13 protein-coding genes are annotated in these 12042 nt (G+C 68.2%); 5 read left to right on the top strand and 8 right to left on the bottom strand.

Annotated features, from left to right (window positions below; genetic code table 11):
• Positions 1-1417, bottom strand: a 1417-nt coding sequence (locus E1261_RS37405) for a cobyric acid synthase (protein ID WP_132414475.1), incomplete at its 3' end; no start/stop codon positions are given.
• Complete coding sequence (locus E1261_RS37400; protein WP_132414474.1) at positions 1402-2454, bottom strand: helix-turn-helix domain-containing protein; 1053 nt, start codon at positions 2452-2454, stop codon at positions 1402-1404. The genes E1261_RS37400 and E1261_RS37405, both read right to left, overlap by 16 nt.
• Positions 2455-2571: 117 nt before the next feature.
• On the opposite strand from E1261_RS37400, the gene E1261_RS37395 reads away from it, so the two are divergent.
• Entirely contained in the window at positions 2572-3507 is a 936-nt protein-coding gene (locus tag E1261_RS37395) for an alpha/beta hydrolase (RefSeq protein WP_132414473.1), read from the top strand.
• On the opposite strand, the gene E1261_RS37390 is transcribed toward E1261_RS37395, so the two are convergent.
• Positions 3500-5080, bottom strand: coding sequence for an MFS transporter (locus tag E1261_RS37390; RefSeq protein ID WP_202875371.1), 1581 nt, complete (start codon positions 5078-5080; stop codon positions 3500-3502). The genes E1261_RS37395 and E1261_RS37390 overlap by 8 nt on opposite strands.
• Positions 5081-5179: 99 nt before the next feature.
• Here E1261_RS37390 and E1261_RS37385 point away from each other — a divergent pair, with 99 nt between their 5' ends.
• The 3 genes from E1261_RS37385 (at position 5180) to E1261_RS37375 (ending at position 6975) form a co-directional block, all read left to right on the top strand.
• Positions 5180-5473, top strand: coding sequence for a GNAT family N-acetyltransferase (locus E1261_RS37385; protein ID WP_132414472.1), 294 nt, complete (start codon positions 5180-5182; stop codon positions 5471-5473).
• Positions 5470-6000 carry a YbaK/EbsC family protein gene (locus E1261_RS37380; protein ID WP_132414471.1) on the top strand — a complete coding sequence of 177 codons (531 nt, stop codon included), beginning with the start codon at positions 5470-5472 and terminating at the stop codon, positions 5998-6000. Before E1261_RS37385 ends, E1261_RS37380 begins: the two co-directional genes overlap by 4 nt.
• 150 nt (positions 6001-6150) lie before the next feature.
• Positions 6151-6975, top strand: coding sequence for a helix-turn-helix domain-containing protein (locus tag E1261_RS37375; protein WP_132414477.1), 825 nt, complete (start codon positions 6151-6153; stop codon positions 6973-6975).
• A 37-nt stretch (positions 6976-7012) separates the two neighbouring features.
• Here E1261_RS37375 and E1261_RS37370 read toward each other — a convergent pair whose 3' ends face one another.
• Both E1261_RS37370 and E1261_RS37365 read right to left on the bottom strand, forming a co-directional pair.
• Positions 7013-7441, bottom strand: coding sequence for an organic hydroperoxide resistance protein (locus E1261_RS37370; protein WP_132414470.1), 429 nt, complete (start codon positions 7439-7441; stop codon positions 7013-7015).
• Positions 7442-7461: 20 nt separating this feature from the next.
• Positions 7462-8415, bottom strand: coding sequence for a quinone oxidoreductase family protein (locus tag E1261_RS37365; RefSeq protein ID WP_132414469.1), 954 nt, complete (start codon positions 8413-8415; stop codon positions 7462-7464).
• 50 nt (positions 8416-8465) lie between these two features.
• Here E1261_RS37365 and E1261_RS37360 point away from each other — a divergent pair, with 50 nt between their 5' ends.
• A complete protein-coding gene (locus E1261_RS37360; protein ID WP_132414468.1) occupies positions 8466-9116 on the top strand; it encodes a TetR/AcrR family transcriptional regulator in 651 nt (216 codons plus the stop codon).
• Here E1261_RS37360 and E1261_RS37355 read toward each other — a convergent pair.
• From E1261_RS37355 to E1261_RS37345, 3 genes are all read right to left on the bottom strand, one after another.
• Positions 9100-9846, bottom strand: a complete 747-nt coding sequence (locus tag E1261_RS37355) for a sulfite exporter TauE/SafE family protein (protein WP_132414467.1) — start codon at positions 9844-9846, stop codon at positions 9100-9102. The genes E1261_RS37360 and E1261_RS37355 overlap by 17 nt on opposite strands.
• Positions 9847-9955: 109 nt before the next feature.
• Positions 9956-11098 (bottom strand): SPFH domain-containing protein, encoded by a 1143-nt coding sequence (locus tag E1261_RS37350; protein WP_420814093.1) that lies wholly within the window; start codon positions 11096-11098, stop codon positions 9956-9958.
• Between the two features lie 129 nt (positions 11099-11227).
• Complete coding sequence (locus E1261_RS37345) at positions 11228-11764, bottom strand: NfeD family protein (RefSeq protein ID WP_132414466.1); 537 nt, start codon at positions 11762-11764, stop codon at positions 11228-11230.
• Between the last annotated feature and the right edge of the window lie 278 nt (positions 11765-12042).

Genomic DNA, 12042 nt, shown 5'->3' with positions numbered 1-12042 from the left:
GGCCGGACTCGATGAGGTGGAGGAGGGCTGCGGTGTCTACGTGTTCTTCGATGGCGTCGGCGAGGCGGTTGAGGCGGGATTCGCGCAGGGTGGTGAAGGACGTGGTGCCGTCGGGGGCCGGCTTGTTGGTGAGGGTGGCGATTTCGGTGAGGAAGGCGTGGCGGGTGGAGTCGTCGTCGAGAAGGCCGTGCCAGATGGTGCCCCAGGTGTTGCCGGTGCGGCAGCCGCCGGGGAAGGGGTCGGCGTCAGAGTTCACGGTGACAACGCCGTGGTGGATCTCGTACGCCGTGGGTGTGGGGCGGGCCAGAGTTTTGGCGCGCGCGAATTCGGTTGCTACTGGCAACAAACCTAGGCCGGTGTGGTTGCCGCCGCCCTCGATGCCGTGGGGGTCGGTGATGGCGCCGCCGAGGAGTTGGTAGCCGCCGCAGATCCCGAGGATCGGCCGGCCCTTGGCGGCGCGGGCGGCTACTGCGTTGTCTAGGCCGAGGGACCGCATCCACTCAAGGTCGGAGACAGTGGCGCGGGAGCCGGGGAGTACGACGAGGTCGGCGTCGCGAATCTCGGCTGGGCTCGTGGTGAAGAAGACGCTGTTCGTGGGTTCGGCCGCGAGGGCGTCGAGGTCGGTGAAGTTGCTGATCCGCGGGAAGCGGACGACCGCGATCGAGACGACATCCGCGCTCGCGGCAGTCCGTCGTACGGGGATGTCGAGTGCGTCCTCCGAGTCCAGCCAGAGCTCGGGCAGCCACGGGAGGATCCCGTACGTCGGGCGCCCGGTGACCGAGGTGAGCATCTCGATACCGGGCTGGAGGAGCGAGACGTCACCGCGGAACTTGTTCACCAGGAACCCGCTGATCAGCGCCTGGTCAGCCGCGTCGAGCAGCGCGACCGTGCCGAACATCGAGGCGAACACTCCCCCGCGATCGATGTCACCGACCACGACCACGGGCGACTTGATGTGCTGGGCCAGGCCCATGTTCACGTAGTCCGACTGGCGCAGGTTGATCTCGGTCGGGCTGCCGGCGCCCTCGGCGATCACGACGTCGTAGCGGGAGGCCAGGTCGTCGTACGCGGCGAAGGCGGCCTTTGCGAGTTCGGCGCGTTCGGTGAGGAAGCCGCGGGCGGAGAGTTCGCCCCATGGCTGGCCCATCAGGACGACGTGGCTGCGGCGGTCGCTGCCGGGTTTGAGCAGTACCGGGTTCATCGCGGCCTCCGGCTCGGCGCCGGCAGCGATCGCCTGGATCCACTGGGCTCGGCCGATCTCGGTCCCATCGGCGCAGACCATCGAGTTGTTCGACATGTTCTGGGCCTTGTACGGCGCCACCCGGACACCCTGGCGAGCGAGCCAGCGGCACAGTCCGGTCACCACGGTCGTCTTGCCGGCGTCGGACGTCGTACCAGCGATCAGGAGTCCTGCCACGTAGTTGATCCTAAGGCCCGCATCGTCAGGGCGATCTGCAGGCGGAAGCGGCCGACCGCACTGCTGAACGGAAAGCCGAGGATGGCCTCGGCGTGCTCGAGCCGGTACGCGACCGTGCTGTGGTGCCGGAAGACGAGCGCGGCCGCCTTCCGGACCGAGTCCGTGACCGCGTACGCGCGCAGGATCGCCAGCAGATCGTCACCGCCCGGCTCGGCCGCGATCCGGTCCAAGGCGGCGACATCAGGCGAGGCCGCGATGTCCTCGGGCCGCAGCCGCTCGACCACCACCAGCAACCCGCCCAGATCATCGGACCGTACGACGGGAGCCTCGGGCGAGCTGAGCCGGAAGGCCGTACACGCATCCCGCCAGGAGTCGGCCGCCCGGATAGCCGGCACAAGACAACCAACCCCAGTCCGTACGCCGGGAGCCGCCTCCGCATGGGAGTCGGTCCAAAGGCTCACCAGGTGCTCGCCCACCGGACCGGAGATCACCCGCGAGGTGGGTGGGGAAGGACCGGGCGGGGAGTCGGAGCTGCCCATGGCGGCTGAGACGGCGACGCGGAGGGTGCTCGTCGGGGTGATGCCCAGTAGGTGGAGGGCTCGGGAGCGTTCGGCGATGCCGGCGGTGGCGGAGACGACCAGTTGGACCAGGGCGGGGTCGCCGACGGCGGGGAGGCTGCTGACCGTTCGGTCCAGCAACAACGAGCCGGCCAACGCGAAGCGCTCCAGCACGATTTCGTCGAGCGGGAGCGCAGTCTCCGGGCGGGCGAGCCAGAAGCGGGCGTCGGCGTACTCGCGGAGGTCGGCGCCGGGCGGCGGTTCGCCGAGGTCGATGGTCCCGGTCGGGTCGGCGCGCAGGACGAGACCGCGGCCGGGCGCGTCGACGCCGACGGGGCATTCCGCGAGCGCCGCCGTACTGCGGAGCAACGTCGCGAGCTCGGCCCGGTCGGTCATCAGCGCGTCGAAGAAGCCGATCACGCGGACGGCGCTCTCCGCGTCGGCGTCCAGCGACGACAGTCGCAGCAACAGGCCCTTCATACAGTGAGGTTACGCCGAACGGCGGACTGCGGGCCCCGGATCTCCGCCACCCGGCGGCTGCGCCGTGGCAGGCTGGCCCAGCATGCTCGGAGGGTCGGCGAGCAGAAAGGCACCACGATGACGAAGTACGCGATCGACCCGGAACTGACGCCCTGGCTGGCGATGCTTCCGGAGATCGACCTCAGCGACCTGTCCCTGATCCGGGAGCGGACCGGGGAGGTCCAGAACCTGATCCCACCGGTCGTCGTACCGGACGGGATCGAGATCCGCGAGGTCACGATCCCCGGTCACGACGGTTACGACATCCGCACGAAGGTGTACACGCCGACCGGGCTGGACGGCCTGCGGCCCGGATTCCTCAGCATCCACGGCGGCGGGTTCGTACTGGGTGACCCTGAGCTGACCGAACAGTTCTCGGTCGACATCGCGGCCGCGGCCGGTGCCGTGGTCGTCTCCCCCGACTACCGGCTCGCGCCGGAGCACCCGTTCCCGGCAGGGCTCGAGGACTGCTACGCGACCCTCGAATGGCTGGCCGCGAACACGACCGAGCTCGGTGTCGATCCGGACCGGATCGCGGTCGGCGGCGCGAGTGCGGGCGGTGGCCTGACCGCCGCCGTCGTGCTGCTCGCCCGCGACCGCAAGGGCCCGGCGATCTGCTTCCAGCTCCTGGAAGTCCCAGAGCTCGACGACCGGCTGGAGACACCGTCGATGCGGGCGTTCGTCGACACCCCGCTCTGGAACCGGCCGTCCGCCGAGTACAGCTGGAAGTACTACCTCTCCGGTACGCCGGAAACCCTCGGACTCCAGTACGCCGCTCCGTCCCGGGCCGAGGACTTGTCCGGACTACCACCCGCGTTCGTGTCGGTCTGCGAGTTCGACCCGCTGCGTGACGAGGGAATCATCTACGCCCAGCGGCTCCTCGAGGCCGGTGTCAGCACCGAGCTGCACCACTACCGCGGTACTTTCCACGGATCCGGCCTGGTGGCGGGTGCCGAGGTGAGCAAGCGGATGGCATCCGACGTGATGGACGCCATCCGCCGCGCGCTCAACTGACGGGAGGCTCGTCCCTGCCCTGCTGCGCCTCGGGTTTGACCGGAGTGATCCGGCGACCCTGCGCATCGGTACTTGGCAGCCGCGGGGACGGCCCCTGGAACCGGGTGCCGCCCTCGCGGGCCGACAGCGGTTTGGCGATGTTCTCCAGCGACTGTCCCTCGGCATCGACCCCGAAGAACCAGGCGATCACACCACCGATCACCATGATCACCGCGCCGATGACATAACCAACTGCCAGCGGACCGCGGGCCGGGTTCTCGCCCTCACCGATCAGCGACGCGAACAGGAACGGGGCCACAACTCCACCAGTGAGCTGCGAGATCGCGAAGAAGAACGAGATCGCCTGGCCGCGCAGCTCGATCGGAAAGATCTCGCTGACGGTCAGGTACGCCGACGAGGCACCGGCCGAGGCGAAGAAGAACACCACGCACCACATCAGCGTCAGCGTGGTCGCGTTCAGTGCACCTGCGTTGAACAGCAAGGCGGTGATGAACAGGACGACACCGGCGATCGAGTACGTCGCGAAGATCATCTTCCGCCGGCCGATCGTGTCGAACCAGTGCCCGAGCAGCAGTGGGCCGGCCAGGTTTCCGATCGCGAACGGGAAGAAGTACAGCGCGACCCCGGAGTCGCTCAGCCCGAAGTACGACTTCAGCACCAGCGCGTAGGTGAAGAAGATCGCGTTGTAGAGGAAGGCCTGCGTGACCATCATCGAGAAGCCGAGGAACGAACGGCTGCGGTAGTCGCGCAGCATCACCCGCGCGATCTCGCGGTACGTCACCGGCGGGTAGTCGACGACGTTGATGGCCTCCTCCGGGCTCACCTCGCGCAGCTGACCGCCCTGGGCGCGAACGGTGTCCTCGATCCGGTCGACGGTCGCCTCGGCCTCGGCGACCTTGCCATGCGTCATCAGCCAGCGCGGGCTCTCCGGGATGTGCCGGCGCAGGTAGATGATCACCAGACCCATCACCGGACCGACCAGGAAGCACAGCCGCCAGCCCCACTCGATCGGGATGATGGCGGTGTTCAGGAAGACCAGACCAACCGCCGACCCGATCAGCGCACCGGCCCAGTAGGTGCCGTTGATGCCGATGTCGACGCGGCCGCGGTACTTCGACGGGATCAGCTCGTCGATCGCTGAGTTGATCGCGGCGTACTCACCGCCGATCCCCATCCCCGCGATGAACCGGCAGAACGCCAGCGACCAGAAGTCCCAGGTCAGACCGGCCGCGCCGGATGCGATCAGGTAGACCAGCAGCGTGATGATGAACAGGCTGCGGCGGCCCCACTTGTCGGTCATCCGGCCGAAGAACAAGGCACCGACCACCTCACCCGCGAGGTAGATCGAGGCCAGCAACCCGACCTCGGCGGTGGTCAGCCCGAGGGTCGCACCCTCTTTCAGGGTGTTGCCGACCAGCGAGACCAGCTGGATCTCGAGACCGTCGAGGATCCACGAGACGCCGAGACCGACGACGATCATCCAGTGGAAACGTGTCCACGGCAATCGGTCCATCCGGGCCGGCACGAGACTGGGTATCGCTCTGCCTTCGTCCAACGCGTGCTCGCTGCTCATCCCTGCTCCTCCCGAGCCCGGCGTCCCTGGCTGGGACACGCCCATCGGAGCCCGTACCCCAGGGGCGCGGAATTCCAAACCCGACCTACAGTGGCCGGTATGGAGAACGAGATCAGCGTGGTGGACGCCAAGGAGCGCAGCCGGTACGAGGCACTCGACGCCGACGGCAACCTGATGGGCTTCGTGGACTACGCACTGCACCCTGGGGTGATCAGCTTCCTGCACGCCGAGACGCTGCCCGACTTCCGCGGTCGCGGAGTGGCCGGCCGGATCGCGGTGCAGTCGCTCGACGACGCCCGCGCGCTCGGCCTGCGGGTCAAGCCCGCCTGCCCTTACTACCAGGACTTCCTGGCCAAGCACACCGAGTACGCCGACCTCGTGGACGCGCAGTGACGGCGCCAGTTCTCGGCAAACTCGACTGGCAGCCGGCCGCCGCCGTACCGGAGCTGTTGGCCGGGCCGACGCGGGATGCGGTCGGCGACCTCCCGGCGTACGCGGCGGCGATCGATCCGGGCCTGGCCGATACGGCCGCCTTCTGCGCGGAGTACGACGTACCGATGGCCGCGTCGGCCAACTGCGTGATCGTGCTCGGCAAGCGCGGCGGCGACTCGTCGTACGCCGCAGTGCTGGTGCTCGCCGACGACCGCGCCGATGTGAACGGGGTGATCCGCAAACACCTCGGCGTCCGGAAGATCTCGTTCGCCGCACAGGACGATGCGGTCGGTACGACGGGGATGGAGTACGGCGGGATCACGCCGATCGGACTGCCCGCGGAGTGGCCGGTGCTAATCGACGAGGCGGTTGTCGCAGCCGGTCTCGTGGTGATCGGGAGCGGGGTCCGCGCGTCCAAGATCCTGATCGACGGTGCCGAGCTGGCCAAGCTGCCGACCGCCACCGTGCTCGCCCTCGCGCAAAGCTGATCTCGCTTCCCGGAGCGGCGAAGGGGCCTGGCCCGTGGACACGGAGTAGCATCGCGGGCTGAAATGGGTGAGTGGACGCGTGTGGCGGGTGATGGGGTGACAGTGACCGGCGGCGGCAGTGGTGACGGTGGGCCGACGGCGCTGCGGATCATGCTGGGCGGGCAGCTCCGGAGGATGCGGGAGCAGGCCGGGATCAGTCGCGCCGACGCGGGCTGGCAGATCCGCGCCTCGGAGTCGAAGGTCAGCCGGATGGAGCTCGGCCGGGTCGGCTTCAAGGAACGTGACGTCAACGACCTGCTCGACCTCTACGGGATGAGCGACGCCGACGAGCGCTTCCGGCTGATGGAGCTGGCGCGTGCCGCGAACAACCCCGGCTGGTGGTCACGGTACGGCGACGTGATGCCGTCGTGGTTCACCAACTACGTCGGTCTGGAGGTCGCGGCGACGCTGATCCGGACGTACGAGGTGATGTTCGTCCCCGGGCTGCTGCAGACCGAGGAGTACGCGCGAGCCGTCGTACAGCTGGGCAAGTCCTATCAGCCGAACGAGGAAGTCGCCCAGCGGGTGGCGCTGCGGGTGACCCGGCAGCAGATCCTCACCCGGACGACCCCGGCCCGGCTGTGGGTGGTCATCGACGAGTCGGTGCTGCACCGGCCGGTCGGTGGTGCCGCCATCCTGCGGGCTCAGATCGAGCATCTGATGACGGCGGCTCGGGAGCCCAACATCACCTTGCAGATCATGCCGTTCAGCAGTGTCGGCTACCCGGGCGCGGGTGGTGCGTTCAGCATTCTGCGGTTCCCCGACGGGGACCTGCCGGACATCGTCTACATCGAGCACGCGGCGAGCGCGCTCTACCTCGACAAGCTGGACGAGGTCGACGAGTACGCCGCGATCATGGAGGGGCTCACGATCGCGGCCGCACCCGCCTCCGCGACCGAGGGCCTCCTGAAAGAGGCCCTGGCGCGGCTGGACTGACCAGGGCGGGGTCAGCCCAAGTTCAGTCAGGCCAGGTTCAGGCCAGCTTGAGGTCCACGACGATGTTGCCGCGGGTGGCGTTGGAGTACGGGCAGACCTGGTGGGCCTTCTCGACCAGGTCCTGGGCGACGTCCTGCTCGAGGCCGGGCAGGCTGACGACCAGCGCGACCTGCAGGCCGTAGGCACCGCCGGCGATCGCGCCGAGACCGACCTCGGCGGTGACGACCGAGCCGGTGACGTCCACGCGGAGCCGGCGGGCGACCGTCGTCATCGCGCTCTGGAAACAGGCGGCGTAACCGGCCGCGAACAGCTGCTCCGGGTTGGTGCCGTTGCCGGTACCACCGAGCTCGGCCGGCGGGGCCACGACGACGTCGAGCTTGCCGTCGCTGCTCGCCACCTTGCCGTCACGACCGCCGGTTGCGGTGGCCTTGGCGGTGTACAGAACCTTCTCGACCGGGGTGGTCATATTTGTTCTCCTCCGGGATCTCAGTGCGTGGGGTCAAGGACGAGCTTGCCGACAGTCCGGCGGGCCCGCATGTCTTCGTGAGCGGTGGCGACCTCGGACAGCTTGTACTCGCCGCCGACGATCGGGCGCAGGGCGCCGTCGGCGACCAGGCCGAACAGCTCGGTCAGCGGCTCACCCAGCAGCCGCGGGTCGCCGAAGCAGTCCGCCAGCCAGAAGCCGACGACGGTCTTGGAGCCCTTCATCAACCGGCCCGACTCGATCGGAGCGGCGGCCTCGCGAGAGGCGGCACCGAAGGTGACCAGGCGGCCGAACTTGGCCAGCGCCGCGAACGACTCGTCGAACGTCGGTCCGCCGACCATCTCGAGCACGATGTCGACGGGCTTCCCGCCGTTCGCCTCGATGATGCGGTCCTTCAGGCCCTCCGGCGTACCGTCGATGGCCGCGTCGGCGCCGAGCTCCAGCGCCTGCTTGCGCTTCTCGTCCGACGAGGCGGTGGCGATCACGCGACCGGCGCCCCAGTGCTTGGCCAGCTGGATCGCGAGCGATCCGACGCCGCCGGCACCGGCGTGCACCAGCACGGACTCACCAGGCTGGAAGTGCGTTGAAGTCTTCAGCAGGTGCCAGGCCGTCGTGCCCTGCAGCACCAGCGCGAGCGCCTGCCCGTCGGTGACGCCCTCGGGGACATCCCAGGCGTACGGCGCGTGGGCAACAGCCTTCTCGGCGTACCCACCGGAGCCGACCAGCGCAACGACCCGGCGGCCGTCGGCCGTGTGACCGACCACCTCACCGCCCGGAATCATCGGCAGCTTGGACGCCTGCAGGTAGCTGTTCTCCACCTGATGGGTGTCGGCGTAGTTGATCCCGGCGTGATCGACGGTGATCAGCACCTGGCCGTCACCGGCGACCGGATCCGGAACGTCGCCGACCTTGAGGACCTCAGGTCCACCGAATTCAGTGATCTCGATTGCTCGCATACGTTGTACTATACACTGTACGTTAGCGACATCGAAGGGAGCTACGTCACATGCCGCGCACACCCCGCAACACACTCAACTCGGAGCTGGTCGTCCGGACCGCCCTGGAGCTGATGGAGGCCAAGGGCGCCGACGGATTCAGCCTGCGCGGGGTCGCGGCCGAGCTCGGTGTCGGGCCGATGGCCCTCTACACCTACTTCCGGAACAAGGACGATCTGTACGACGCCATCCGCGATCACCTGATGGGTTTGATGCCGCCGCCACCGGACGACCTGCCCTGGCCGGATCAGGTCCGGTCGGTCTGCCGGGACCTGCGCATCCTGATGCTCCAGCATCCTTGCCTCGCGCAACTACTCGCGAGCCGGCCGCTGAGCGGGCACGAGACCGCCCGGGTCGCCGAGGGTCTGCTGAGCGTGTTGCGGTCGGCCGGGTTCGAGCCGGAGATCGCTGCCCGGACGCACACGACGCTGTTCACCTATGTGCTCGGGGCAACGACGTGGGAGATCCAGATGGCCCACGAGAAGCTCGACCCAGATGCACTCCGCCGGCTGCGTGCCTCGATGGAGTCGCTGTCCTCGCGCGACTTCCCGACCGTGGTCGAGTTGGCGCCCGAGCTCTCCCGGACCACCGGTGGCGACAAGCAGTTCAACTACGGACTCGACCTGCTGCTGGACGGCCTCGCCGCTAGAACAGCATCGTGACGATGGCCGCGATGCCGATACAGATGATCAGCCCGCGGAGAGCGAGCGGGGGCAGCTTGCGGCCGTAGCGGGCGCCGAGGAAACCACCGATCGTGGATCCGACCGCGATCAGCGCCGCGGCCAGCCAGTTCACGTCGGCGACGATGATGAACAGGATCGCGGCCACCGTGTTCACGACCGTGGCCAGCACGTTCTTCAGACCGTTCATCCGCTGCAGGTCCGGATCCAGGCCGAGCCCGAGGATCGCCATCAGCAGGACACCCTGAGCAGCACCGAAATACCCGCCGTACACGCCGGTGGCGAAGACTGCGGGGATCACCCACCAGGCGCCGCGATGGGTGTGCGACGGGACGCTGATCCACTTCCGCAACCACGGCTGGAAGGCGACCAGCACACAGCCGAGCAGAATCAGGACCGGTACGACGGCATGGAACGCGGACTCGGGCGTCGTGAGCAGCAGCACTCCCCCGAGGACACCGCCGACCAGTGAGGCGGGCACCAGCCGGATCATCCGGCCGCGCTGGCCCTCGAGCTCACGGCGGTAGCCGATCGCGCCGGCCGCCGTACCGGGCGCGAGACCGACGCTGTTGCTCACGTTCGCGAGCACGGGTGGAATGCCAATAGCCAGCAGGGCGGGGAAAGTCAGCAGTGTGCCTGACCCCACCACGGCGTTGATCGTGCCCGCGCCTATCCCCGCCACCAGGACGAACAGCGCCTCGAACCATGTCATCGTTGCCCGACTCTACGCAACGAGACGGCCGGTACGGCGCGCGGTCCGGGGGATGAACGACCACAGGGCCGCCCTCGCGATGAGGACGCCCCTGTGGGGTTGCGATTTTTCAGCGTTCCAGCGGCGGTTCTGACTGCGGCAGGGTGTGCTCGGGGCTGGTCGACGGCGCGGGAGCCGGAGCCGTCCGGCCACTGACCGCGGCGCTCTGCGCTGCAGCGATGGCCTCTTGTACGGCGTTGTCGGCCTCGGCGACCGCCTTGTCCTGGACACCGCCCTCGACCTCGGGGCTGGCCGCGGCGTCGGAGATCTCCGGCGCCTGCCAGTTGCCCTCGGCCTTCTGCGGGATGCCGGCGATCTGGCCGACGGCACTGCCGAGACCCTCCATCGCCTTGCCGATCTCGCTCGGGATGATCCAGAGCTTGTTCGAGTCGCCCTGGGCGATCGACGGCAGCATCTGCAGGTACTGATACGCGAGCAGACCCTGGTCCGGCTTGCCGGCGTGGATCGCGTTGAAGACCGTGGTGATGGCCTGCGCCTCACCCTGTGCCTTCAGGATCCGGGCCTCCCGCTCGGCCTGCGCGCGCAGGATGCGGGACTCCTTGTCACCCTGGGCGGTCAGGATCGCGGACTGCTTCTGGCCCTCGGCCGACAGGACGGCCGACTGCCGCATACCCTCGGCGGTCAGGATCGCGGCGCGCTTGTCGCGGTCCGCGCGCATCTGCTTCTCCATCGAGTCCTGGATCGAGGGCGGCGGGTCGATCGACCGCAGCTCGACCCGGTTCACCCGGATCCCCCACTTGCCGGTCGCTTCGTCGAGGACGTACCGGAGCTTCTCGTTGATCTCCTCACGCGAGGTCAGCGTCTGCTCCAGGTCCATCCCACCGATGATGTTTCGCAGCGTGGTCATGGTCAGCTGCTCGATGGCCTGGATGTAGTTCGAGATCTCGTACGTCGCCCGGACCGGGTCGTTCACCTGGAAGTAGATGACGGAGTCGATCGACACCATCAGGTTGTCCTCGGTGATCACGCCCTGCGGCGGGAACGAGACGACCTGCTCGCGCATGTCGATGGTGTAGCGGACCTTGTCGACGAACGGGGTCAGCAGGTTCAGGCCCGGCTGCAAACCGGTCTTGTACTTACCGAACCGCTCGACGATCCCGACGGTCTGCTGCTGCACCACCCGTACTGATTTGGCCAGGGTGACGATCACCAGAACGGCGACGATCGCCAGCACCACAAGGAAGCCGATCACTGGACCCTCCAACTCGACAGAACCCGCAAGGCACGGACAGTCTTTCCTATCGACGGGGCAACCGGCGCTCCGGTTCCCGGCGCGTCGTTGCCTGTTCGAGCAATCTGCTCGACGTGCTTGTTTTCGAGCCTACTGCGAGGGCGACTGGGGCGGTTGCGAGCCCGGCTCGGGGTCGTTCAGCCCGGGGTGCGTGTCGAGCTCGTGGCGCACCTGCTCGGGGATCGGATAGACGACCGCGGTCGCTCCGTCGATCGACATCACCTCGACCCGGGTCCCGGGCTTGATCGTCGACACGTCGTCGTACGGGCGGGCCGTCCAGAGCTCACCGCCGAGCCGGATCGAGCCACCTCCGTCGGGGTGGATCTCCTTCACCACCGTGCCGGTCCGCCCGATGACATGGGCCGAGCCGGTCTTCAGCTCTTTGCCGTCGTGAATCTTGCGGACGATCATCGGCCGGATCGCGGCCAGCATCGCGGCGGCGGTCACCAGGCCGACGACGATCTGCAACCAGAGCAGTCCGGGGAAGACCGCGGCCACGCCGGCCGCGGTGAACGCACCGGCCGCCAGCATCAGCAAGGTGAAGTCGAGCGAGGCAAGCTCGGCCAGAGCCAGTACGCCGGCAATCGACAGCCAGGCGACCCACAGGTTCTCGCGCAACCATTCCATCTGCCAACCCTATCCACGTTCGGGCTATTCGGTAGGCCCTTCGACGCAGCCGTTACCGATCCGGCTCCCGCTCCCCCATTTCACGGGCTGACCCATTTCGCTGCCGAGCCACCGCGATTCGGGTTCCGGCACCGAACCATCTCCTGGGTTCCCCCATCAGAAGCCCTGTGTCAACCCGCCTTCTGTTCGGTGGGGTTGAGGACGCGTTGGAGGGCGTTGTGCTGATCGGGGTTGTAGGCGGTGCTGTTTTGCCAGCAGTGCCAGATGACGAACAGCCA

Source organism: Kribbella albertanoniae (assembly GCF_004348455.1).
Classification (GTDB): domain Bacteria; phylum Actinomycetota; class Actinomycetes; order Propionibacteriales; family Kribbellaceae; genus Kribbella; species Kribbella albertanoniae.
This window is presented reverse-complemented; position numbering and strand designations above follow the sequence as displayed.